This window comes from Bacillus sp. LL01 (assembly GCF_001037965.1).
Genome location: NZ_LFEL01000007.1, coordinates 105,771 through 131,160, shown reverse-complemented (window position 1 = coordinate 131,160; position 25,390 = coordinate 105,771). Strand labels below are relative to the sequence as shown.

The window sequence follows — 25,390 nt, the reverse complement described above, 5'->3', positions numbered from 1 at the left end:
CAATTAACTCTCCTTAAAGAATAAAGCTTTTTCCATATATTCATATCCTTGCGCCAATCCCTTTGCCGTATGGGCATCTGACCCATAGACTAATGGGATTTTTCTTTTGTATGCTTCTTTTGCAACGGACGCTGGCGGGTAAGAATCTTGGCAGAACGGCTTAACAAAGCCCGCTCCATTGTAATCCAGCTCGTATCCTTTTAAGGCGATGGCATCAAGAATTGGAGTAGTATATTCAAGGATTGGCGTGGTGTGTGGAAATCTCTTCTTGAACTTCTCCACCAGAGTGATATGCCCGATCCGGCGGGGTTTGTATGGGCCCAGATTACTTTCAATAGATTTTAAAAGGGTGGAATAGTAACTATCATAGATGGAGGAAAGCCCTCCAAAGATTCCAATCATACGTTCAAACTCATCCTCACTGAAGTCCATGCAGTAATACTTCTCCTCTCTCTTCAGAAAGTGTACAGACAAGATGCTGTCGTCCAGAGAAGGGCCAACCTCATTTAAAAACTCACGGGTTTCTTTTTCATACCCCTCAATATAATCTACTTCCAGTCCGATATTGATTTTAATAGCGGATGCATAGTAGGATTTTATTTTCTGCAATTCCTCCAAATAGAAGGGAAGCTTGGACCAGTCCATAGCACTATCTTTATCCGGTGCCGGATCGTGGAAGCTTTTAGGAAGTGGTGCGTGTTCTGAAAAAGAAATTTCTTTGTATTGTAGGTCTAAGGCATGTTTAATATACTTTTCTATCTTGTCTGTGCTACCATGCGGACAATAGGGTGTATGGACATGTTTGTCGATTATCAAGAAAAACCCTCCGATACTAGAAGAAATATGTAAAAAAATTAAAAATATTGGTCAAAAAATGTCGTTTACATGGTATCATAAATACATTCAAATATAAATAAAATGGGCCAGATGTACATATCGACCCAATTACCCAATTTTATACATAATTTCTTTAACGGAAGAATAACCATTTTTTTATTCGAATTTATGAATATAAACATAGAAGACAGGAAAACACCATCCGGGTAGAAGGGGACTAGGCATGGAAATAATCATTGGGATTTTAGCACTAGTAGTTTTATTTATCAGCGTCAGCTTTTTAAGAAGAAAGAAGATTTACGAGGAAGTAGATCGACTGGAAACGTGGAAGGTTTCGATTATGAACAAGCCCGTATCGGAAGAGCTTTCCAAGGTGAAAGATTTGAATATGACCGGTCAGACTGAGCAGCTATTCGAAAACTGGCGTTATCAATGGGATAATATTTTGTCTACTGAGCTTGTTAACATCGAGGAATATCTCTTTGATGCAGAAGATTATGTAGATAAGTACCGTTTCAAAAAAGCCAAAGAAGTATTGTCGATAGCAGAGGATAAGTTACGGGATATCGAAATGAAAATCAAATCTATTTATGATGAATTGGATGACCTGATAGGTAGCCAGGCAAAGAGCGTAGAGCAAAATGAAAAGCTGGAAGGGAAGTATTCCGGTTTAAAAAAGCAGCTTTTAAATCAACGTCATCAATACGGAAGTACAACTCCTTTATTGGAAAAGGAGCTGGAGCAGATCCAGGAGCTTTTCGTAGAGTTCAATGAGGCAATTTCCAATGGTAACTATTTGGTTGCAAGAGAGATGATTACTAAAATTGAAACGGAACTGTCAGGATTTGAAGTGAAAATAGAGCACATACCAGGGCTTTTGATAGACTGTCAGTCCGTTATTCCTAGTCAGCTTGCAGAAGTGGAAACTGGCTACAAGGAAATGCTGGAAGAAGGATATATCCTTGACCACGTCAACCTGGAAAAAAGTATTTTGGACTTGCAGGATAAAATGAAGCAGTCATCCAAGCTCCTCATGGAAACAAAGGTATTGGAAGCAAAAGAAGGTATTGAAGTTATTAAAGCCGAAATGGATGAATTATACGATCAAATTGAGAAAGAAGTCCTTGCCAAGCATTTTGTCGTAAAAGAGCTTCCGGCTGTTGAAGCAATTCTTTCCGCCTTATCTTCTGCAAGTGAAAAGACAAGGCAAGAAACATATGTGGTACAGGAAAGCTATCAGCTTCAGGAAGAGGACATTCAAACTCAACGCAAAATAGAAGAATCGATGCTAGCGCTTAATGATCGATATGAAAAATTAAGTGGACATCTGGAAGACCAGACCATTGCTTTTACTGTGCTGAAAGAGGAGTTGGAGGATATCTGTGAGCAGATAAATTCCCTCCAGGAAATTCATCAGCAGTACATGGATATCCTGATGGCATTACGAAAAGACGAAATGGCTGCAAGAGAGCAGCTCAACTCATTAAGGAAAATGTTGTTTGAAGTTAAACGCTCTATTGAAAAAAGTAATATTCCAGGGTTACCAAAAACCGTCTATCAAGATTTGTCCTTGGCAAATGATCAACTGAAAGCCGTAATGGAAAAGCTAGAAGAGAAGCCATTGAACATTGTGGATGTCAATGCGATTCTTCATCAAGCCGTGACTAGCGTGGAGAAGTGCCACGAAGAAGCTTTGGAGATCCTTGACCATGCCTATCTGGCAGAGAGTGTAATCCAATATGGAAATAGATATCGCAGCAAGCATCCAGCTATTCATGAAAGCCTGGTGGAAGCGGAGCAACTTTTCAGAAATTATGAATATAAAAATGCCTTGGAAGAAGCTGCAACCTCATTGGAAAAGGTTGAATCTGGCGTTCTGAAGAAAATTGAAAAAATCCTTGAAAAGGAGAGTTGAGCAGGTGAAATTTGTACAGTATGCACTTGTATCGCTCCTCCTCATCAGCGGAATAGTTACATGGTTCACTGTTTACACATCCTTTCAAGAAAAAGAGACCGCCCGTGCAATGACTGATCTGCCAGTAATTGATGAACAGTCTATTTCTAGGGAAGAATTAGAAGTGGAACAGCTCCCTGTAAAACAGAATGTCCATGAAGGACTTACAGAACAGATGGCAAAGGATTGGAACATCGGAAAAGATGGCATTAGTATTGATCGCCTGCTAACGCTTATAAAAGAGCAAGAAAGATAAATAAGTGAAAAAACTGCCCGGAAAGTAAACAACACTTTCCGGGCAGTTTTTTATTTTATGCACTAAAGCTATAAAGGAGCTACATGAAAAAAGGAAACAAAGGAGATGTCACTCTCCAATGTTTCCTTTTATTCAGAAGTTGTATCAAGCAATGCTTTCTTTTTTTGATTGTTTTGCTGTCAGTGCGCCAACAATCATTCCGATCAGCGCTCCGACAATTGCAGGGACCAGCCAACCTACACCTTCACTATAAAAAGGGAGGATGTTTAGGAAGATATCTTGCAGGAATGTAATATTAATTTCTGCGATAGCCAATCCGTCCACTAAACTTACAATCCCGGTGAAAAGAAGAGCGAATCCATAAACGTAGGATTCATTTCTCCAACGATAAAAGGATAAAAGAATCAACACAATTGCTAATGGGTAAATCATGATTAATACAGGTAATGAGAACGCAATCAACTGCTCCAACCCGACATTTGATACGGTTAGACTAAAGACACTTAAAATTGCAACAAATACCTTATACGAAACGGAAGGCATAATCTTAGAAAAGAACTTACTTGTTGCAGAAACCAATCCGACAGAGGTTGTCAAGCATGCAAAAGTAATGGCAAGTCCAAGAATGACCGCCCCGATGGATCCGAAAAGATAATTGGCGGAACCTGAAAGGATCTGTCCACCGTTTCCTGCTGCACCTACTGCATCAAGACTTGTCGCACCAAGGTAAGACAGCCCCGCATAGACAATAGTAAGACCGATTGCAGCAATAAACCCTGCTTTTAAACAAAGGGATGTAATCGTCTTACTGTCCGTAACCCCTTTATCTTTTATTGCAGAAATTACAACAATTCCGAAAACTAAAGCTGCAATGGTGTCCATTGTCAGATAGCCTTCAAGGAACCCTTTAAAGAATGGTGAGCTTTGATAGCTTTCTGTTGGAGCGCCGATTGTGCCCATTGGAGTGACGATACTTTTAATAACTAGAATACCGATGACTGCCAATAAGATTGGTGTAAGTACTTTTCCAATCCTGTCCACAAGTTTTGTGGGATTTAATGCCAGATAATAGGTGATGGCAAAGAATACGACTGTAAAAAGGAAGAGTGCCCATCCGTTTGGGTTAACGCTTTCCGGTAGGAAAGGTGTAGCTCCGATTTCAAAAGCAACAGTACCGGTCCTAGGTATCCCGAAGAACGGTCCGATTGCCAAATACATAATGATAGTAAAAATAATTCCGAAAATTGGGTTTACACGATTGGCAAGCGTTTGGAGATCGCCTCCTGTATAGGCTATTGCCATTACCCCTAGAAGTGGCAGGCCAACTCCAGTGATCAAGAATCCGATGACGGAAATTCCGACGTTATCTCCGGCAGCTTGACCAAGTAATGGAGGGAAAATCATATTTCCTGCACCTAAAAATAAGGCAAAAAGCATTAATCCTAATACCAATATATCCTTATTTGTATATAACTTTTTTTGCATTAAAAGTCCTCCTGATGAGAAATTGAGATGAATACGTTTTCATCCTATCATAATTTTGGTGAAATTTGTCGAATAACTTAAAAGTTCAACAATTCAATATATTAGAAAAACATTTACTAGTTTAACATGTCTATACAAGTAAAAAAAGAGGGAAGAACTGATTTCCTATAATTTCTTTCTTGAGACGACCGCGGAAAGCGAAGCGCGTAGAACGAAGATCAACAGTTAAGTGCAAACTTATAGCTTATAATAGATTTGACTACAGTCTACAGCGTAAAAGGATGATGCTTATCTTTTCCAAGGATATAAAGTATGCTAACATTAATATTCGCTTAGAATAAAAATTTATCTATCCTAAATTAGCTACGAATATAATTCCTCATGGAAAAACGGAGGATGACCATGATCTACCTAGACAATAGTGCAACAACAAAACCATATAAAGAAGCGCTAGATTCATTTCTGACTGTTTCTTCGGATTATTACGGCAATCCCTCTTCGATTCATTCCTTGGGAGGGGAAGCTGAAATGCTCTTGCATCGATCTCGTGAAACGATTGCTTCCCTATTAAATGTACACCATAAGGAAGTTATCTTCACATCAGGAGGAACAGAAAGCAACAACCTTGCCATAAAGGGTTGCGCAATGAGTAAAAAACATATAGGTAAACACATAATTACCACGGCAATAGAACATCCCTCTGTAACCAATGCTATAAAAGATCTGGAAGTGGAAGGGTTTGAAGTGACAGTTCTTCCTGTCAATAAGGAAGGGAGAATTACAACCCAGCAAGTGGTGGATGCCATAAGGAAAGAAACTGTTCTAGTTTCCATTATCCATGTCAATAATGAAACTGGAATCATTCAACCTGTGGAAGAAATAGGTGAAATAATCGCAAACTACCCACAAATAAGCTTCCACGTCGATCACATCCAGGGTGTTGGTAAAGTTCCCTTGAATTTGAAAGCGATTGACCTTTGCTCCCTTTCAGCACATAAGTTCCATGGGTTGAAAGGAAACGGGATACTTATCGTTAAAAACGGGATGAAACTCCATCCGATTTTAAGTGGAGGAAATCAGGAATGGACGCTGCGTTCAGGAACAGAAAATGTTGCTGGAATTGTGGCAATGACCAAAGCACTGAGGATGACACTGGAAAAAAGTGAAAAGGGTATTGCTGATATGTGTGAGTTGAAAAATTTCTGCATCCATGAGTTGAAGAAAATAGAAGGGCTGTTTCTTAACACGCCAGATTTAAATTCAGCGCCACATATCATGAACTTTTCTGTGCCGGGGGTAAAGTCAGAAGTGCTAGTACATGCACTTGGAACGAAAAAAGTATTCGTTTCAACCACCTCCGCCTGTTCATCCAAAAGGAAAGCACCGAGTAAAACATTGATGGCAATGGGGGCATCAAGGTCGAAAGCGGAAAGTGCGATAAGGGTTAGCATGACCTATCATACGACCATGCACGAAATACAAACATTTCTGAACGAACTGGAAACTGCAATTATTACTATAAAAGAAGTAACGAGGTAGAGAACATGAATTATGATCATATATTAATCCGCTTTGGTGAACTATCCACCAAAGGAAGGAACAGAAAACAATTTGTCCAACGACTCAGCTATAATATTTTGGAAAAGATAAAAGAATTCCCTCAGATAAGCATTGAAAAAAGCAGGGACAGGATGTTCATAAAATTAAATGGTGAGCCACACGAACCGATAATTGAACGTCTTCAAAGCATCTTCGGCATTCACTCTTTCAGTTTGGCTGTCAAAACAAAAACGGAAATCGAAGACATCAAAGAAGGGGCGCTTTTCGCGCTTAAAGCACTTTCCTACAAAGGGAAAACCTTCAAGATTACTGCAAAACGTGCCTATAAGAATTTTGAACTTGATACGAATGGACTCAACCATGCAATCGGTTCTCACCTTTTGCGTAACACAGAAGACTTAACGGTCAATGTGAAACAACCTGATATTAATGTAAGAGTGGAAGTAAGAGAGGAAGCGACCTATATTACGTGTAAAGATATTATGGGGGCAGGTGGACTACCAGTAGGAACAAGTGGCACTGGGGTGCTCATGCTTTCTGGAGGAATAGACAGCCCTGTAGCCGGTTATTTGGCAATGAAACGCGGAATCAGACTGGAGGTTGTCCATTTCTTCAGCCCGCCCTATACTAGTGAACGTGCTAAACAGAAAGTGGTTGAGCTGACAGAAAGACTTACAGACTTTGGCCACTCCATCAATCTGCATATTGTCCCATTCACTGACATTCAAGTTGCCATACAAAAACAGGTACCTGAAAACTACACGATGACATCAACAAGAAGGTTCATGTTGAAAATTGCAGATAAGATACGTGAAAAAGAGCAGGGACTGGCTATCATTACAGGTGAGAGCCTGGGGCAGGTGGCAAGCCAAACGTTGCAAAGCATGTCTACAATCAATGAAGTCACTGCAACTCCCATCATTCGTCCTCTGATTACCATGGACAAAATTGAAATCATGGATATTGCAAGAAAGATCGATACCCTTGAAATATCAAACAGGCCGTATGAGGACTGCTGTACGATCTTTACGCCATCATCCCCTAAAACAAAGCCTAAAAAGGAAAAAATCAATTTTTATGAAAGCTTTTTTGATGTCGAGAAAATGGTGAACGATGCAGTTGAACGTACAGAGAAACAGTTAATAACCGGTAAAAAGAAAGAGGATGACAGTATTATTAACGATTTATTTTAACGGTTGGTTACTGTGAAGAATTACCATATTTAAAACATGAATGATGCCATGTGTTTTAACACATTCTATACTCACAAGGAGGTGAAAACACATGGCAAACAACAGTTCAAATCAACTAGTTGTACCTGGTGTACAACAAGCTCTTGACCAAATGAAATACGAAATCGCTTCTGAATTCGGAGTTCAACTTGGTCCTGATGCAACTGCTCGCGCTAACGGATCCGTTGGTGGAGAAATCACTAAACGCTTAGTTCAAATGGCTGAACAAAGCTTCGGTGGCGGTTACCAAAAATAATATATAAAATGGCTACGAGGTGGGGGAAACCCCACCTTTCTTATATTCTCGAATCTTGGAGGTGCTTTTTGGATGAAGGAGCAAAATCAAGTGGAAAAGCAACAGAAGAAGCAAGGCAGAAAACGCCGTAACGAACCGAAGCATGCAGTAAAATCAAATGAGCAATAATTAGACCGTAGGCACCTTCTTTTTAGGAAGGTGCTTTTGCATTTGGGAATAACATAATTAACTTCCACCCCCAGCTTGATTCATTAAAATAAATAAAAATTCCGCAAATTAATTCAATTTATTTAAAAAATTCTGTAATATGGAGGTAGTACTATACAAAGGGGATGACTTCATATGAATAGAGAAGAACTTTTAGCACCGCAAAAGTACAATCTGGTTGAAGAAGTTGAAAAGTACACGAATGATAGTGAAAAGCTTGCATTGATTTGGGAGAGCGAGCAAGGGGAGAAAGAACAAGTAACATATCAAAAGCTAATGAAAGCTGCAAATAAAATAGGAAACGCTTTACTATCAGAAGGGTTGCAAAAAGGGGATGTCATCCTTGTCATGATGCCAAGGCTCATTGATTCCTATCAGGTGTACCTGGGAGCATTAAAAGCAGGAATTGTTGTGATTCCATGCTCTGAAATGCTAAGGGAAAAAGACCTTGCTTATCGAATAGAGCACGGGGATGTTAAGGGGATTATCACTTATCAGCCGTTTGTAGAACAGGCTGATAAACTCGAGGAAGTAGGTAATCTCGTTAGATTCAGTGTTGGAGGACTAGCAGAAAAAGGCTGGTTAAATCTTCATGAAGCCATGGAAAAACAATCGGATGAATTGGAATTTGCTTCAACATCCAAAGATGACATGGCATTCCTATCCTATACATCCGGGACAACAGGTAATCCGAAAGGGGTGGTCCACACGCATGGCTGGGCTTACGCACACCTTCGTACCACCTCAAAGAACTGGCTTGGAATCGAAGACAATGATGTGGTCTGGGCAACAGCAAGCCCTGGCTGGCAAAAATGGATTTGGAGTCCTTTCTTATCAACGCTTGGTTCCGGAGCAACCGGCTTTGTCTATCATGGGAAATTCGATCCGAACACGTATCTGAAGCTTTTGGAGAAATACGAAGTGAATGTCCTATGCTGTACTCCGACCGAATACCGTCTGATGGCGAAGGTGGATAATTTGAATGCCTATCAGTTGCCACATCTTCACAGTGCGGTTTCAGCTGGGGAACCATTGAACCGTGAGGTGATTGAGACATTCCGTAAGCATTTCCAGGTAGATGTACGGGACGGGTATGGACAAACTGAAAATACGCTTTTACTAGGTGTGTTAAAAGGGATGGAAATCAAATCCGGCTCCATGGGAAAACCGACACCTGGCAACCGGGTGACTGTCATTAATGAGGACGCGGAGGAATGTGCCATCGGGGAAGTCGGGGATATTGCAGTTCATTTAGAGACCCCAGCACTGTTCAAGCATTACTACAAAGATCCTGAACGTACCTCAAGACAATTCAGAGGCGACTATTACATTACAGGCGATAAGGCCAAAAAAGATGAGGACGGATATTTCTGGTTTGAAGGCAGAAGCGATGATATCATCATCAGCTCCGGTTACACAATTGGTCCGTTTGAAGTGGAAGATGCATTGGTAAAGCATCCACTTGTAAGAGAATGTGCAGTTGTGGCAAGCCCGGATGAGATAAGAGGGAATATCGTCAAGGCATTTGTCGTTCTGCAAGAAGGTGTGGACCAAGAGGAGTCCAAACTGACAAAGTTGCTACAAGCGCATGTCAAAGAACTGACTGCACCATATAAATATCCACGTAAAATCGAGTACGTGGCAGATCTTCCGAAGACTACTTCTGGAAAAATCAGAAGGATTGAATTAAGGCAACAGGAATTGGCACAATCTAAATAAATCAACAAAGGCAGGCTGGTGGGGAAGTGGAATGAATTTCTTGACCCCCACCAATCTGCCTTTTTCTGATGCGATTTTTTTGTGCCCAACTGATTCATTTGTTAATCTATTAGTAATTTATATAAAGAAGGAGACAGATCAGCATGGGAGAAATTTGGTATGGTGGAACAATCTATACAATGAGAGCGGAATTGGAAAAAGTTGAAGCCATCTACACAAAAGATGGCATCATTCAGGATATCGGTGCAAAAGAAGAACTATTTGCTACATACCCGGATGCTATTAAACAAGATATAAACGGCGCTGTCATGTACCCTGGTTTTACAGACAGTCACATGCATCTGATAGGTCATGGAGAAAAATTACTGCGCCTGGATTTATCAAACTACACCTCTTCGCAAGATGTTAAAAAGGAATTGCTTAAAAAGGTCCAAGAAACCCCAGAAGGTGAATGGATTTTCGGTGAGGGCTGGAACGAGAATAACTTTGTCGACCGTAAAATATTTCATCGAGCAGAACTCGATGAAATCACCGCTTCTCATCCTATGATTTTATCCAGAGTTTGCAGACATGCTGTTTTAGTAAACACAAAGGCATTGGAATATGCAGGCATCACAAAAGATACAGAGAACCCTCCAGGAGGAGTAATTGTAAAGGATCTGAACGGGGAGCCAACCGGCTTTCTGCTTGATCAGGCTCAGGAATTAGTGAAAAAAACGATACCAAAAGCGAGTGAAAGTTATCTATATACAGCTTTGAAGACCTCTATCGAGGATTGTGTACGCATGGGACTCGTTGGAAGCCACAGTGAGGATTTAAGCTATTATGGCAGTTTTACAAGAACATATGGAGCTTTTAGGAACCTAATTGAGCGCGATGGCTTCAAGTACCGCGCCCATTTACTAGTCCATCATGAAGTGGTGGAAGATATGCATGAAGAAGGTCATAGATATAAGGATTCAACGGGGTTTATTACCCTTGGCTCCATGAAGATTTTTGCTGATGGTGCACTAGGTGGCAGAACTGCACTTTTGAGCCGTCCGTATAATGACGCCCCGGAAACTTCCGGTGTGGCTATCCATACCCCAGCCCAACTCGAGGACCTTGTTAAAAAAGCAAGGGAATATGGTATGACAGTTGCCGTACACACAATTGGAGATCTTGCATTCGAATATATGTTGGATGCAATAGAAAAGCATCCTGCGCCAATAGGAGAACGAGATAGATTGATTCACGCCCAAATATTAACAAATGACTTGATAGAAAGAGCAAAACGGCTTCCTTTAATACTGGATATCCAGCCTCGTTTTGTGGCTACAGACTTTCCGTGGATTATCGAACGACTGGGAGAGGAGAGGTTAAACTACTCCTATGCCTGGAAAACGCTATTGGATGAGGGGTTGATTTGTGCTGGAGGATCTGACGCTCCTATCGAGCCGGTGAACCCGCTACTTGGCATCCACGCTGCTGTCACAAGACAAACACCTGGTGATCTGGAGAAGACGGTCTACCAGCCGGAACAGTGTCTATCCATGTACGAGGCAATCGGACTATTCACAAAAGGAAGCGCTCAAGCAATATCAGAGGAACATAAACAGGGCATCATCGAAAAAGGCTATTTCGCCGACTTCACTGTCCTTGACACAGATCTGTTTCATGCAACCTCAGATGATATCTTGAAAACCAATGTCACCATGACAATCATTGATGGAACGGTGATGTACAAAGAGCAAATCGAAAAGTAAAAAAGGTAATCGGGGGACACTGTATTATAAGTGCCCTTCGATTACCATAAATTTTATTTCTAGAATCTAACTTCCTAAGCACCTACCTACAAAAACGTCCTCTTAACCTTTTCCCAGAACGAGTTATCCTTCAACTTCACCGTCTTGATTTTTCTATCTGTCAACTGAATATCCAAACGCTCCACATGCTTTATGCTTAGAGCCTCATTATCAATTCCGATTGTAGGATAGTCGTTTCCATCCTGGATCACTTTCAATGTCAGCTTTCTTGCACCAGCCAAGATGAATGGCGATCCAAGTGTACGGTAGTCGTTATTGTTGATAGATGCCAACTCACTCACCTGGAAACAAGGGAGCATTGGGTCAACGACGGCACCTTGCACAGATTTATTATAGGCCGTGCTACCGGTTGGAGTAGACATGATCATTCCATCACCACGGAACGTTTCGAAATGCAAGTCATCTATGTACACATCTATTGCAAACGTTTTGATGATGGCAGAGCGAATCGAACATTCATTCAAGCATTGGAACTTGGACACGCCATCAATGGATACTTCGATAGTGGGATATTTTCTTACCTCAATTTGTTCAAATGTCATAGCCTCAACCATTTTTTCCGTATCATCAATATGAAAGTCGCAATAGAAGCTGGAAGTATCACCGGTATTAATGCCGGCATACAGACAATCCTCTTTAAAGCCGGTCTTTTGCACCGCCTGAAGAAAAGTTCCATCTCCTCCGACTGCTACAATGATGTTGGCCTCATGATAATCATTTAATATCTCGAAGTTATTTTGTTCAGCCAACTGCTCGAGCTTTTCTACCTTTGCCACTAGCTCTTCTTCCCTTTTATAAAAGAAAAACATTTTACGTCGTTCTGTCATGACTTTTCCTCCTTCAATAATCAACTCTGTAGTAATAAAAAATGTCATTTTAACAAAAAATATCCAAAAATAATTACCCTTTTGGAAAAAATTCTAGTACAATTCTATATTGTGATAAGTTTACCATTTTGATGAAACTTTTTGAAACGATTTAACGTATAGGTACTGTACGAACAACTAGGAGGTTTAAATATGAACGGAAAGCGTTGGGCCGCACTTGGAATAGCGGCATTGTTATTTTTTGTATCAATCATCACAAGCATAGCGACTAGGCCTACTGAGAGCTCTACATCCAATTCATTCTCAAGTTTGTTGGGGGAAGAAGAGGAATTTATTGAAGAAGTGATTCAAGATGGAAGTCCGAACCGGAAGATACTGGTTTTGGAAGTGAACGGTGTTATTCAGGATACTGGCAGTGATGTTACTTCCATATTTCAATCACCTGGCTACAACCATCGTCAGTTTTTGAGAATGCTGGACCAAGCGAAGGAAGATAACTCTGTCCAGGGGATAATCGTCCGTGTGAATACACCAGGTGGCGGGGTTTCAGAGAGTGCAGAGATACATAAAAGATTGGTGGAAATCAAGGAAGAGACGGAAAAGCCGATCTATATCTCGATGGGGACGATGGCAGCTTCAGGAGGGTATTATATAGCTGCTCCAGCCGACAAAATTTATGCATCACCTGAAACGATTACAGGTTCCATCGGAGTTATTATGCAGGGAATCAACTATAAAGAGCTTGCTGAAAAGTATGGAGTAAAATTTGAAACCATCAAGAGTGGTCCTTATAAGGATATCATGTCCCCTACGAAGGATATGTCGGAAGAAGAACGCCAAATCCTTCAATCTATGGTAGATAATATGTATGACCAGTTTGTGGAGGTTATTGCGGAAGGAAGAGGTATGAGCGAAGCGGAAGTGCGCAATATAGCGGATGGAAGAATCTATGATGGGCAACAGGCAAAAGAAATCAATATTGTGGATGAGCTTGGCTACTTTGAAGATGTTATTGATGGCATGAAGGAAGATCATGACATGGGTAATGTAAAAGTGGTTCAATATACCGAAAACCTGGGTTGGGGCTCCCTGTTCAGCATGAATGTCCAATCTCTGTTGAAGCCGGAGTCGGAAATGCAGATGTTGGCAAGGCTGATCAATCAACCTAATTCTCCAAGACTGATGTACTTGTATGCAGAGTAGGAGGGGAAAATGATGAGAGATGAGTCAAAAAGAGAAAATGATCATGAAGCAGTTGAACACGAGAATTCTTATCTTACAAGGGAACAGTCAATGGTGGATGAAAACGGAGGATCACTTGGGACAGAAAGGGAGCAAATCCTTCTATCCTCTGGAAAATTGACTACCCCCACTTATCGATATGCAGGGTTCTGGATGAGGTTATGGGCATTCCTATTGGACTTGCTGATTATTTGGAGCATTGGAGCCATTATTGTATTTCCGCTATTTAGGATGCTGGGGATTTCCACAAGCCAAAGCTTCATACTCTCACCGGCAACTATTGCCACAACGATAATATTGTATGGTTACTTTATTTTAATGACAAAGTATTTTAAGCAAACACTTGGTAAAATGGTGTTTGGCTTGAAAGTGGTGGATTTGAAACATAATCGGCTGTCATGGAAGACAATTCTGTTCAGAGAAGGGGTAGGGCGTTATATTGCTTTGTTCTATTTCCCGCTAACGTATATTGTATTTCTTGTAGTTGCATTTACGAGCAAAAAGCAAGGTGTACACGATTTTATCGCAGAAACCACTGTTGTTCATGAAAATTAGTAATAAACCTGTTGGCCTTAAAGGTCAGCAGGTTTATTTTTTTTCTGCACGGAGATAATGGAAGGGTGAAAGAAAGGGTGTGAAAGTGTGATTTGGACCAGTATTATAGTTGGCCTTATTATAATCCTCCTAATCGTGGTTCTTCTCACTAGGATTACCATCCATTTTTATTACCATCATCAACAGGATAATGACCAGATGACAGTGAAGCTCAGTGCGTGGTTTGGGTTATTGCGGTACACCATCGATGTGCCACTGATTAGTGTGGACATGGACACTGCTTCCATTCATGTCGAGGAGAAAACCAAGGTTGGAGGCGGAGATCCGTCCCAAGGAAAACAAAAAGAAAAAGATTTTTCGCCAAAAGAGATATGGCAAAGCTTCCAGGATACATATGAACTTGTGCGTCATGTTGTTGGAATGCATAAAATAGTTCGAAGGATGCTGGCAAGAGTGGAAGTAAAACAGCTGGAATGGCATAGCAACATCGGGGTAGGAGATGCTGCACATACGGGTATGATAGTGGGAGCGGGCTGGTCCATCAAGGGAGGGATAGCTGGCTTTATCAGCAACTATACTAACTTCCAGACTCATCCGGTTCTCTCCATCACACCTTTTTTCCAACAAGCTGTTTCACAAACGATGATAAAGTGTATGATTCGTTTCCGAATCGGGCATGCTATGTTGGCAGGAATAAGAATCGTTAAATATTGGAAAGGCGGAAGACCGAAATTCAAAACCCGTCCTTTATCCGTGGTGTCCAAAGAACAGGGGCAGAAATCTATGTAATGTTATGAAGGAGGATCTTTATGTCTGAACATCCTATTAAGAGTTTGATGACGACTGCGATGGAAAATTTGAAAGATATGATTGATGTAAATACGATCATCGGAGATCCGGTAGAAACACCGGACGGAAGTGTCATCCTTACTGTTTCCAAAGTCGGGTTTGGATTTGCCGCAGGCGGAAGTGAGTTCCAAGGCGGCAGTTCATCAGGTTCTGAGAGACATGATGGAGGTGGCGGGGGCAATCAACAGAACCAAGGCCAAAAGCTTCCATTTGGGGGAGGTAGTGGTGGCGGTGTCTCCATTACACCAATCGCGTTCTTAATTGTAAGTTCCCATGGAGTAAAAATGCTACACCTTGATGAGAGCACACATATTTATGAAAGACTGTTGGATCTTGCTCCACAGGCGGTAGAAAAGGTGCAGCATATGTTGAATAACAATAAACGCAATAAAGGGAGTCACACGGATCATTCCTATAGTGACCAAAAGCAGGATTTGGATTTCTAATAAAGCTGGCTGCGCTGCAGTTGGCTTTTTTTATTTGATCGCAATGGGATATGATATATCAAGAAAACAAAGGTGGATATCAAGAAATTTTGCAATATATCAAGAAAACTAAGGCAGATATCAAGAAATTTTGCATTATATCGAGAAAACTAAGACAGATATCAAGAAAAATTAAAATATATCAAGAAATCTACACATTTCGACAAACTTCTACCTCCGAAAATATTCACTGATTCCTTCGCCACACCAATAAAGTTTGATTAATTGCAAAACTTCCAGAACATAGCTATTATTACAAGTGTACATACAATATGAGGAGGGAAATTATCATGGCAAACGTTACATTTAAAGGGAACCAAATGACTCTAATTGGCAGTGAAGTGAAAGTTGGGGACAAAGCTCCAAACTTCTCCGTTCTTGCAAATGATTTATCGCCAGTAACTTTGGAGAACTATAAAGGATCCAAGAAATTAATTAGTGTAGTTCCTTCTATCGATACAGGAGTATGTGATGCACAAACTCGTAAATTTAACGAAGAGGCTTCCAAGCTTGATAACGTAAAAATAATTACTGTCAGCATGGACTTGCCTTTTGCTCAAAAGCGCTGGTGTGCTGCTAGTGGACTTGACAATGTTGAGATAGTATCCGACCACCGCGATGCTTCGTTCGGAGAAGCTTACGGCTTATTGATGCAAGAGCTACGTCTACTAGCCCGCTCTACGTTTGTAGTGGACTCAAATGACAAAGTGACATACGTTGAGTATGTAGGAGAAGGCACAGACCACCCTAACTACGAGGCGGCAATTGAAGCGGTAAAAGCTGCAGAATAATACTTAACTCTTTAATATGCATCAAGACGAGCAGACTGTGATAATAGCAGTCTGCTTTATTTTTGCCCGCTCTCCATGTAAAATAGGAATACTGAAATTTGGCGAAAGAAACAGGGGAAAGTATTTTGTTGAAATCAACAGGAGTTCTATAGACTCCCAGACCAAAGTAGCCAATAAGAAAAGGAGTGGCATAATGTCCATTACAAAATTGGAAAATACATTCACATTATTTGATACAACAGCACAAATGCTGCAGGAAGAACTAGACTGTACATATTTAGAGGCACTTGCAGAAACAGCAGAAAACCTTTTTCATGGTTCTGTCATTCAAGAAGAAGTGTCTGAAGTGACAAAACGAAGACTCGAGAAAGAATACAGTAAGCTGAAGATCACATCCCTTCAAAAAGAAGAAATCAGAAAAGGATTTCAGCTCGCAATCCTTAAAGGAATGAAAGATGCGGTTCAAGCCAATCACCAGATGACACCAGATGCCATTGCCATGTTCATGGGATACCTTGTCGGAAAATACACATCACACCTTCAACAAATTACTCTCCTGGACCCTGCTATCGGGACGGGAAACCTTCTAACTGCAGTACTTAACCACCAACCGAACAAAAAATTGGAAGCATTCGGGGTGGATGTAGATGACCTTTTAGTAAAACTAGCTTATAACAACGCCAACCTGCAAGAACAGGCAATCAGCTTATTTAATCAGGATGGACTGAGTAATCTGTTTATAGAGCCGGTGGATGTGGTGGTAAGTGACCTGCCGGTAGGATTCTACCCTGATGACGCAAATGCAGCAAACTTCAAGCTTAAAGCTGCAGAGGGGCATTCCTATGCGCATTATTTGTTCATCGAGCAAAGCTTGCGCTATACAAAGCCTGGAGGTCACCTTCTATTCCTTGTACCAAATTCTATGTTTGAAGAAGAAGAATCAAAACAAGTGAACTCGCTAATAAAAGAGGAAGCCTATATCCAAGGTATGCTGCAGCTTCCTGAAACAATGTTCCAAAACAAAAACCATGCCAAAAGCATCCTTGTCCTGCAGAAGAAAGGAATAGGAGTCGCTCCTCCTAAAGAAGCACTGCTTGTGAATCTTCCGAGCTTCTCCAACATGCAGGCGATGGAAAAAATAATGGGCCAAATCAACCACTGGTTTTCAGAGCAAAAAAGTAAAAAATAACTAGACTATTCTAGTTTGCGATAACCCAGTTGATCGTAGTGGAAGGAGCGAAGACTCCTCGAAAATGCTAGCGCATTTCCTTCGTGCGATGAATCGCTGCCGAAGCCTTACTTGTCCTGCGGGAGGAAGGGACATGGAAGACCCCACAGGGCATAGCCCGAGGAGGCTTCCGGACCGCCCGCGGAAAGCGAAGCTCCTGCAACGAAGATCAACCGTTAAATGCTAATTCAATAGTCTGAAATAACTATGCTATTCTTCAGAAAATAACGAATATAAAAGGTAAGCGTTACCATTAGATGAAGGCTCTTGCAAATGCAGTATGACGGTGTTTAAATGAAAAAGGTATATATAATATCGGAACTTGCACAAGATAGGTAGAGTGTAAAATCATTTAAATCAAGTATCCAAGTGTGACCATATAAAAGGAGTTGTACATATCGTCATGTCAAAAGTTATTGCAATTAACGCAGGAAGCTCTTCACTAAAGTTTCAACTGTTCGAAATGCCGAGTGAAAATGTTATTACAAAAGGATTGGTGGAACGTATCGGACTGAACGATGCCGTTTTCACCATCTCCGTAAACGGTGAAAAAGTAACAGAGATCACTGACATTCCAGAACATGGGGTAGCAGTTAAAATCCTACTAAGCAAACTGATCGATCTTGACATCATCCAAAGCTTCGATGAAATTACAGGTATCGGACACCGTGTAGTACACGGAGGGGAAAAGTTCAATGATTCAGTTCTGATTACAGACGAAGTATTAGGTCAATTAGAAAAGCTTTCAGAACTTGCTCCACTTCATAACCCAGCAAACATTGTAGGCATTAAATCATTCAAGGAAATCCTTCCGAATGTACCTGCTGTAGCTGTTTTTGATACTGCATTCCACCAATCCATGCCGGAAAAATCGTTTCTTTACAGCTTGCCGTACGAGTACTATGAAGATTATGGCATCCGTAAATACGGTTTCCATGGTACATCCCATAAGTATGTATCCGAGCGTGCTGCAGAATTGCTTGGAAGACCGGTTGAGCAACTTCGTCTAATTTCCTGCCACTTAGGGAACGGTGCAAGTATCGCGGCCATTGAAGGTGGAAAATCCATTGATACATCCATGGGCTTCACACCACTTGCGGGTGTAGCAATGGGTACTCGTTCAGGTAATATCGACCCTGCTTTGATTCCATTCATCATGGAGAAAACAGGGAAAAATGCGGACGAAGTATTGGATGTATTGAATAAACGCAGTGGTATCCTCGGGGTTTCCGGATTCTCCAGTGACCTTCGCGATATCGAATCTGCTGCAAAAGAAGGAAATGAGCGTGCGGAGCTTGCATTAGAAGTATTCGCAAGTCGTATCCATAAATACATCGGTTCCTATGCTGCCAGAATGTACGGAGTAGATGCAATCATCTTTACTGCAGGTATTGGTGAGAACAGTGATGTTATCCGTGCAAGAGTTCTTCAAGGACTTGAATTTATGGGCGTTTACTGGGATCCGACTTTAAATAAGGTCCGAGGAAAAGAAGCATTCATCAACTATCCTCATTCACCAGTTAAAGTCATCATCATTCCAACTAACGAAGAAGTAATGATTGCAAGAGACGTAATGAAAATCGCATTATAATTCACAGTCCCCGTCTTCTTTCAAATGAAGATGACGGGGACTGTTTTTTTGTCCCGAATTGCTATGGTATAATGGAGTAAACTAGCAGTTGGAAAAGTGAGGGGAAGAACTGTGTCCAATAGGAAGCATGCAGAGCAATATAAACTTAAACTTTCACAGTGGGAAGAGAAGCTTTATACATATGAACCATCCCAATTTTCTGATACATTGGATCTTTGGGTGGACAAGGCGTTCGACCTTTTGCCGGACGAAACAAAGAATTTATTTTTCACACAGATTGACACGTGGTTGTTTCATTTACATGGCATCATTCAACAATCCTCCTTCCAGCAGCAAGCAGAAAGACGGATTGTCAATATGGCCCAAAGCTATAGTGAAAATGTAGAAAAAATTGAAGATATAAGAGAATTGTCATTATCACAGAAAGCATTTATCGCAGAACAGCAGATAGCCAAGCAAAAGCTGTATGCGGTGGTGCAAGGAGGGATGACTGGTACGGCAAAGCTATCCACCCTTGCTATCGATATTCCGGCTTTTGCAGCCTTGAATATCCGCACGACCCAGCTTGTGGCGATGTCCTATGGCTATCGCGCAAGTACACCGGTAGAAATGGTGAAATCCTTGCAGTTATTTTATGGCGCTACCATTCCGAGGAAGTATCAACGGCAACGCTGGGAAGCTTTGAAGGAACAGATTGGACAGGATACGGATCATTATTTTGATGTGTTGACAGATAAAGATCATCCTACTGTATGGCTACAACAACCACTGATGCACCTTGTGAAACTGTTGTTTGTTGCCATTATTGGACGCAAAAAAGTGAACAATGTCCCATTGCTCGGGATGATAACAGCCTCAGGGACAAACTATTACTGGACCAAAGAGGTTTCCGAGTTCTCCCATTACTATTATATGATGAGACATTTCGTGGAAAATGGAGAGTTGGACGAAGCCGAATGTGAACTGTTTTAAATGATAGGAAAAGCGGAGTTCCACAACGGAGCCCCGCTTTTCATTTAAGAATGTATTTTTGATTGAGATACATGTTGGTTCATTCGGTACCATAGCCATAAATCATTGATAATGCTTGCATATTCAGCAATTTCGGAGTTTAATTGGCAGGATCGTTCAAAATTGGCTTCGTCATTCAGTTGAGCTTGTTTCCAATTAATCTGTTCTTCCAGCTCTTTGATGCGATCAGGAATTCTGCCCCGGATCTTTTCCCATTGCAATAATATTTCCTGCTGCATTTCTTTATTATACTGATTCCATTCCAGCTCAAGTTCTGGCAAAGGAATCCCAAGTCTTTGATCCTTTTCAAAAGAAAACATGGCGACTTCCTTCCTTTTTTTCCCCGTTTTCCCCATTGTATAATAACTCCAATCAACATTCTACGAATACGTCATTTTTTTATTCTAGGAGAAAAAAAAGAATAAAAGGAATTTTTTCCACCATTAATTGTGTGCTACTCGATGCAAACTATGATAGATACTGAAGTTGAAGGGTGGAAAAAATGATGAAGAAAAAGGAACCGAAAGAAATCTTCTCCTATGATGACAATGCAGTGAACGAAGTGCATAACCAAATCACAGATGCCTATTCAAGTGGAGTGGTCGGTGAGCAGTATAGTTCAAACGCGTATCAACCGGTAGAAGAGGAAAGTGAACATACTTCCCACGAATAACAAAAACGGTGCCAAATTTCTGGCACCTATTTTTGTGTTTTTCCTTTTAATAACAAGTAAATGCTTGCTGTGATGATAAATGCCAAGAAGCCGGGAGAAAGAAATTCGGGTAATAAGAAATAAATCAAGATACCAATACCTATACAGATGAATGCAGGGTTGTTATAGGAGGGGAGTCCTTCATCCGGCTCTATGTTCTTCTTTTTAATAACAAGAAAATCAGTGATGATAACAGCAGATAAAGGGATGACAAAGGCACCAATTAGAGAGATATATTGCTTTGCCTCCTCCACCAGTGCAGGAGAAAGGGAAAAGAGAATCCCCACTGCCCCGAAAAGGATGGAGCTTTTCACTCTCCCAAGCCTTGGAATGGAGTTCAATAGACTGAACCCTCCTGTATAGGCATTACTTAAGTTAATAGAGACCATCGATAAAATTGCCGCTCCAAGGATAATTGACGTCAATAGGCCAGAGTCTGTCATTTCGCTTGTTGCGATAAAGGGATTAAGGCTCCCGGTCAAAGCGGCAGTGTAGGCTCCGAAAAACGCAGTCATAATAAAGCCGGCGACATTTCCGGTAAACAATCCCCAAAAGCCCTGTCTGGATGTAACGGCATACCGTGTCACGTCTGCCGATGAAGATACACCGGAAACGTATTGAACAAAGGCAAGGCTTGCAAAAAAGCCCATCATAGGTAGATTCCAACCACCTTCAGTGCCTCCAGAAATTCCGCTCACGGTAACTCCCTGATTGAATAATAGATAAAGCATGAAAAGTTGGCCGACTATTAGCAGGGGCATGAAGTATTTGGTCGCTTTTTTTACAGCATCAAACCCGACAAGTGCAAGTCCACTCATGATGAAAGCTAAGAGCAGTGCAATGCTGGAAAAAGGTAAGCTTATTTGAAAGGTTCGCTCCAAGATGAATTGAATAACCAACGTTCCACCTATCGTCTGGACGGAAAACCAATAGAGGGAGGTGATTGTTCGAATTGGAGAGGAAATGAACCTCGCCCCTTTTACACCGATGATGGACCGGATTGCGTATTGAGAAGGGATTCCCCGCTCTGCCCCTGGTAAAGATAAATAAGAGACGAAAATAAATGCAAGCGTTGCACCCACAATCGTGGAAAAGAATGCGGCAAAAAAACTGAGTCCCCCTTGGATCACTGCAAGAGCAGGCACAAGAAAATTCCCGGCATTCACGGAAAAAGCCATTTGGATAATTGTATATTCATACCATTTGGTTTTTCTTAATTCTTGTGGAACTGCTTCTAATCCGAACCGTTCCATTCGGCTTTGAGCTGGTATTACAACAGGCTGCGCTTTTGCCATGACGAGTGTCGGCTCCTTTCTTTCGTGTACCTAACAATCATTTTATCGTATCTTAACGGGTTAAATGTTGTAAATTTAGTGAAATTACAAGAAAATAGAGAAGTACGTAATTTGATTAAGGGGGAATCCAGTTTGAGACATGCCGTAATTACAGCTGGTTCCAAAGGACTTGGGAAAAAAGTGACGGAACTGCTGTTGGATAAAGGGTGTTCCGTTTCCATAAATTTTAGAAGTGATACAGAAACAATTGAACGTTTGAAAAAAGAGTGGATTGATGTTGATGAGAATAGATTGCACTTTTTTCAAGGTGACGTGACACAAAAAGAGGACTTGTCCCGACTTATCGATGAGGTCTTAGAGAAATTTGGAAGAATTGATTATCTCATTAACAATGCAGGTCCTTATATTTTTGAACGGAAAAAATTAGCAGATTATACCGATGACGAATGGTACGAAATGATAGAAGGAAATTTGAGTGCCGTTTTTCATCTTTTCCGAAAAACAATTCCTGTGATGCGAAAACAGAAGTTCGGTAGAATTATTACTTATGGTTTTCAAGGAGCAGAATCCTCCCCGGGCTGGATTTACCGTTCAGCCTTCGCTGCTGCAAAGGTAGGGCTTGTTTCACTTACCAAATCTATCGCTTTTGAAGAAGCAGAAAACGGTATTACTGCTAATATGGTCTGTCCGGGAGATATTGTCGGCGAGATGAAGGAAGCGACGATCGATCAGGCCAAAGGGTTGGGGGATGCCAAGAACACCCCAGTGGGCCGATCCGGTACAGGAGAGGATATTGCCAGAGCCATCGGATTTCTTTGTGAAGAGCAATCAGATATGATTACCGGGGCCGTGTTGGAGGTAACAGGCGGAGTGGAAGTAATCAACCGTTTTCGTTAAAGGTAGCGAAGTGCCTGTAATGTTAGATTATATTGATAATTCCGTCTGTTTTAAAGCGCTTACAAAAACCTTTAAAAAACTATTTTACATTTTCTAGTTTAATGTTATATTAGTTACGTCTTAACGCTTTGTGATTATGATGAAGGAGGTATTTGATCCATGAAAATTGGTGTACCTAGAGAGATAAAAAACAACGAAAACCGTGTTGCTATGACACCTGCAGGGGTTGTGAACCTGGTAGGTTTCGGACATGAAGTATACATAGAAAAAGAAGCAGGTATCGGATCTGGCTTTACAGATGAGCAATATGTACAAGCAGGTGCCAAAATGGTGGAAACAGCGGAAGAAGCATGGTCCATGGATATGGTCATGAAAGTAAAAGAACCTCTTCCTGCAGAGTATATTTATTTCCGAGAAGGACTGATCCTTTTCACATACCTTCACCTTGCTCCAGAGCCTGAATTGACGAAAGCTCTGATCGATAACAAAGTAGTAGGGATTGCATATGAAACAGTTCAGCTTCCAAATGGTTCCCTGCCATTATTAACACCTATGAGTGAAGTTGCTGGCCGTATGGCTACACAAATCGGTGCTCAATTCCTTGAGAAAATTAAAGGTGGAAAAGGAATTCTACTAGGTGGTGTTCCTGGTGTTCGCCGTGGTAAAGTGTCCATCATCGGTGGAGGTGTTGCAGGTACGAACGCTGCTAAGATGGCAATTGGACTTGGAGCGGATGTTACTATCCTTGACCTGAATCCAGACCGTCTGCGCCAATTGGATGACATCTTCGGAAAAGACATCCAGACTCTAATGAGTAACCCGCTTAACCTTGAAATCGCGGTGAAGGAATCCGACCTTGTGATCGGTGCCGTTCTTATTCCAGGTGCAAAAGCACCGAAGCTTGTATCAGAGGAAATGATTCAATCAATGGGTGCAGGTTCTGTTGTTGTGGATATCGCAATCGACCAAGGTGGAATTTTCGAAACAACAGATCGTATTACAACACATGACGACCCTACTTATGTGAAGCATGAAGTGGTTCACTATGCAGTAGCCAACATGCCAGGGGCGGTTCCACGTACATCTACGATCGCCTTGACGAACGTCACGGTTCCTTATGCGGTACAGATTGCAAACAAAGGATACAAACAGGCTTGCTTGGATAATGAAGCTTTACTAAAAGGTATCAATACATTAGAAGGTTATGTAACGTATGCAGCAGTTGCGGAGTCTCATGAATTAGCGTATGAGAGTGCTAGCAATTTGTTGGTGAAGAGCTGATATAGGTTCAATGAAAAGCCATACATGGGGCTCGGTCCTGTGTGTGGTTTTTTGTTGGGAAGAAAAAAACCAGATACCCTTCACTAGGGTACCTGGTATAGTATTATGCTTTAATGATCTGCAAATCTTTTGGATAGCTTGTCAACAATTCGATTCCGCTTTCCGTCACCAAAATATCATCCTCAATCCTTACGCCACCGACTCCCGGCTTGTAGATACCCGGCTCGATTGTAAATGCCATTCCTTTTTGAAGCTTCATCGTATTTGTTTCATTCATGGATGGATATTCATGTACTTCAATTCCAAGGCCATGGCCGATACGGTGCGTGAAAAATTCACCAAAGCCACTTTCCGTAATGATAGAGCGGGCTGTTCTATCAAGCTGACCGATTTCCACTCCCGGCTTACAGATATCGACTGCAGCAAGCTGAGCTTTAAGTACTGTTTCATAGATTTCTTGCTGCTGCTCGTTCACATTTCCGAAGGCAACTGTTCTTGTGATATCCGAGCAGTACCCATTTAAGACAACGCCAAGGTCGAATAACACAAGGTCCCCATCTTTAACTTGGTCCAAGCCTGGTTTCCCATGAGGCGCTGCCGTCTTCAATCCTGTTAGCGCCATGGTGGAAAAGGACATCTGGCTAATGCCTTTTTTCTTTAGCTCATACTCGATTGTAGCGACAAGCTCTTGTTCGCTAACGCCTTTTTTTAGATGGTGCACACCGACTTCCACTCCAAAATCCGCAAGTTTGGCCGCTTCTTTCAGAATGGAGACTTCTTCCTCATCTTTCACAAGACGGAGTTGATACATTTTATCTTCCGCGGCGGCAAGCCCTACACCCGGGAAAATCGTTTCTAACTTATGTAAACGTGCTACGGTCATATGCTCCTGCTCCACGGCAAGCTTTTCGATGTTAATACCTTGCTGTTTCACATACTCCTGAACCTTTTGCCAAGGGTCATCTGTATCATTGTATCCGACAATGCTATAGGCCCATCCAGTTTTCTTTACTTGCTCCACTTCCATATTCGGGCAGACAATCGCAGGTTCATTGTTTGGAAAAGCCAGAAGCCCTAAGAGTCTTTCGTGTGGATCCGTGTAAAATCCGCTTATGTAAAAAACGTTTGGGGTAGAGGTCAAGAAACAAGCTGATAAATCCTCTTCTTTTAACCAATCTACCAATTGTTGCAGACGATTCTCTTTCAATTAAACCACTCCTTTATTGAACTTACTTCTAGATACGAAGATACGTTTACATTTAGAGTATCAGGGAATCATACTTCTGTAAATTTTATTAGCTCTTTTCGTCAATTT

The 25,390-nt window shown here is 41.3% G+C and carries 24 protein-coding genes; 18 read left to right on the top strand and 6 right to left on the bottom strand.

The genetic code is table 11. From position 1 onward, the window contains the following. Positions 1-3: 3 nt before the first annotated feature. Positions 4-816, bottom strand: coding sequence for a histidinol-phosphatase HisJ (hisJ, locus tag AB685_RS18815; RefSeq protein ID WP_047972150.1), 813 nt, complete (start codon positions 814-816; stop codon positions 4-6). A 244-nt stretch (positions 817-1,060) separates the two neighbouring features. On the opposite strand from hisJ, the gene ezrA reads away from it, so the two are divergent. Continuing rightward, the gene (gene ezrA, locus AB685_RS18810; protein WP_047972149.1) at positions 1,061-2,752 is read left to right on the top strand and encodes a septation ring formation regulator EzrA; all 1,692 of its coding nucleotides are present in this window, start codon (positions 1,061-1,063) and stop codon (positions 2,750-2,752) included. A gap of 4 nt (positions 2,753-2,756) precedes the next feature. Further along, entirely contained in the window at positions 2,757-3,047 is a 291-nt protein-coding gene (locus AB685_RS18805; RefSeq protein WP_047972148.1) for a hypothetical protein, read from the top strand. Between the two features lie 144 nt (positions 3,048-3,191). Here AB685_RS18805 and brnQ read toward each other — a convergent pair whose 3' ends face one another. After that, positions 3,192-4,532, bottom strand: coding sequence for a branched-chain amino acid transport system II carrier protein (gene brnQ / locus AB685_RS18800; RefSeq protein ID WP_047972147.1), 1,341 nt, complete (start codon positions 4,530-4,532; stop codon positions 3,192-3,194). A gap of 402 nt (positions 4,533-4,934) precedes the next feature. On the opposite strand from brnQ, the gene AB685_RS18795 reads away from it, so the two are divergent. The 5 genes from AB685_RS18795 to AB685_RS18775 all read left to right on the top strand — a co-directional run bounded on the left by AB685_RS18795 (position 4,935) and on the right by AB685_RS18775 (position 11,251). Beyond that, entirely contained in the window at positions 4,935-6,071 is a 1,137-nt protein-coding gene (locus AB685_RS18795) for a cysteine desulfurase family protein (protein ID WP_047972146.1), read from the top strand. Between the two features lie 5 nt (positions 6,072-6,076). After that, complete coding sequence (gene thiI / locus AB685_RS18790) at positions 6,077-7,285, top strand: tRNA uracil 4-sulfurtransferase ThiI (protein WP_047972145.1); 1,209 nt, start codon at positions 6,077-6,079, stop codon at positions 7,283-7,285. A gap of 91 nt (positions 7,286-7,376) precedes the next feature. Beyond that, entirely contained in the window at positions 7,377-7,580 is a 204-nt protein-coding gene (locus AB685_RS18785; RefSeq protein ID WP_047972144.1) for an alpha/beta-type small acid-soluble spore protein, read from the top strand. A 342-nt stretch (positions 7,581-7,922) separates the two neighbouring features. Further along, the gene (locus tag AB685_RS18780; RefSeq protein WP_047972143.1) at positions 7,923-9,506 is read left to right on the top strand and encodes an acyl--CoA ligase; all 1,584 of its coding nucleotides are present in this window, start codon (positions 7,923-7,925) and stop codon (positions 9,504-9,506) included. A gap of 143 nt (positions 9,507-9,649) precedes the next feature. Continuing rightward, positions 9,650-11,251, top strand: coding sequence for an amidohydrolase (locus AB685_RS18775; protein ID WP_047972142.1), 1,602 nt, complete (start codon positions 9,650-9,652; stop codon positions 11,249-11,251). Between the two features lie 86 nt (positions 11,252-11,337). Here the strand turns inward: AB685_RS18775 and AB685_RS18770 are convergent, their stop codons facing one another. Continuing rightward, the gene (locus AB685_RS18770; RefSeq protein ID WP_047972141.1) at positions 11,338-12,138 is read right to left on the bottom strand and encodes an NAD kinase; all 801 of its coding nucleotides are present in this window, start codon (positions 12,136-12,138) and stop codon (positions 11,338-11,340) included. A gap of 192 nt (positions 12,139-12,330) precedes the next feature. Between AB685_RS18770 and sppA the strand changes: the two genes are divergently transcribed. From sppA to AB685_RS18730, 8 genes are all read left to right on the top strand, one after another. Next, positions 12,331-13,341: a signal peptide peptidase SppA gene (gene sppA / locus AB685_RS18765; protein WP_047972140.1), complete on the top strand. Its 1,011-nt coding sequence runs from the start codon at positions 12,331-12,333 to the stop codon at positions 13,339-13,341. A gap of 9 nt (positions 13,342-13,350) precedes the next feature. Then, positions 13,351-13,935, top strand: a complete 585-nt coding sequence (locus AB685_RS18760; protein ID WP_241773342.1) for an RDD family protein — start codon at positions 13,351-13,353, stop codon at positions 13,933-13,935. An 87-nt stretch (positions 13,936-14,022) separates the two neighbouring features. Then, positions 14,023-14,724 (top strand): DUF2953 domain-containing protein, encoded by a 702-nt coding sequence (locus AB685_RS18755; RefSeq protein ID WP_047972139.1) that lies wholly within the window; start codon positions 14,023-14,025, stop codon positions 14,722-14,724. A 20-nt stretch (positions 14,725-14,744) separates the two neighbouring features. Beyond that, positions 14,745-15,230, top strand: coding sequence for a GerW family sporulation protein (gene ytfJ / locus AB685_RS18750; RefSeq protein ID WP_047972138.1), 486 nt, complete (start codon positions 14,745-14,747; stop codon positions 15,228-15,230). Between the two features lie 329 nt (positions 15,231-15,559). Further along, positions 15,560-16,060 (top strand): thiol peroxidase, encoded by a 501-nt coding sequence (gene tpx / locus AB685_RS18745; RefSeq protein ID WP_047972137.1) that lies wholly within the window; start codon positions 15,560-15,562, stop codon positions 16,058-16,060. Between the two features lie 193 nt (positions 16,061-16,253). After that, positions 16,254-17,249, top strand: coding sequence for a class I SAM-dependent methyltransferase (locus tag AB685_RS18740; protein ID WP_047972136.1), 996 nt, complete (start codon positions 16,254-16,256; stop codon positions 17,247-17,249). A 442-nt stretch (positions 17,250-17,691) separates the two neighbouring features. Continuing rightward, positions 17,692-18,879, top strand: a complete 1,188-nt coding sequence (locus AB685_RS18735) for an acetate kinase (RefSeq protein WP_047972135.1) — start codon at positions 17,692-17,694, stop codon at positions 18,877-18,879. Positions 18,880-18,990: 111 nt separating this feature from the next. Continuing rightward, positions 18,991-19,851, top strand: coding sequence for an EcsC family protein (locus tag AB685_RS18730; protein WP_047972134.1), 861 nt, complete (start codon positions 18,991-18,993; stop codon positions 19,849-19,851). A gap of 44 nt (positions 19,852-19,895) precedes the next feature. On the opposite strand, the gene AB685_RS18725 is transcribed toward AB685_RS18730, so the two are convergent. Continuing rightward, the gene (locus tag AB685_RS18725) at positions 19,896-20,210 is read right to left on the bottom strand and encodes a hypothetical protein (RefSeq protein WP_047972190.1); all 315 of its coding nucleotides are present in this window, start codon (positions 20,208-20,210) and stop codon (positions 19,896-19,898) included. A gap of 182 nt (positions 20,211-20,392) precedes the next feature. Between AB685_RS18725 and AB685_RS31400 the strand changes: the two genes are divergently transcribed. Next, positions 20,393-20,563: a hypothetical protein gene (locus AB685_RS31400; RefSeq protein ID WP_157860744.1), complete on the top strand. Its 171-nt coding sequence runs from the start codon at positions 20,393-20,395 to the stop codon at positions 20,561-20,563. A 26-nt stretch (positions 20,564-20,589) separates the two neighbouring features. Here the strand turns inward: AB685_RS31400 and AB685_RS18720 are convergent, their stop codons facing one another. Further along, positions 20,590-21,897: a cytosine permease gene (locus AB685_RS18720; RefSeq protein WP_047972133.1), complete on the bottom strand. Its 1,308-nt coding sequence runs from the start codon at positions 21,895-21,897 to the stop codon at positions 20,590-20,592. Between the two features lie 132 nt (positions 21,898-22,029). Between AB685_RS18720 and AB685_RS18715 the strand changes: the two genes are divergently transcribed. Then, positions 22,030-22,794 carry an SDR family oxidoreductase gene (locus AB685_RS18715; RefSeq protein ID WP_047972132.1) on the top strand — a complete coding sequence of 255 codons (765 nt, stop codon included), beginning with the start codon at positions 22,030-22,032 and terminating at the stop codon, positions 22,792-22,794. Between the two features lie 159 nt (positions 22,795-22,953). Continuing rightward, positions 22,954-24,075, top strand: a complete 1,122-nt coding sequence (gene ald, locus AB685_RS18710; protein ID WP_047972131.1) for an alanine dehydrogenase — start codon at positions 22,954-22,956, stop codon at positions 24,073-24,075. A gap of 103 nt (positions 24,076-24,178) precedes the next feature. On the opposite strand, the gene AB685_RS18705 is transcribed toward ald, so the two are convergent. Then, a complete protein-coding gene (locus AB685_RS18705; RefSeq protein WP_047972130.1) occupies positions 24,179-25,282 on the bottom strand; it encodes a Xaa-Pro peptidase family protein in 1,104 nt (367 codons plus the stop codon). Positions 25,283-25,390 lie beyond the last annotated feature (108 nt).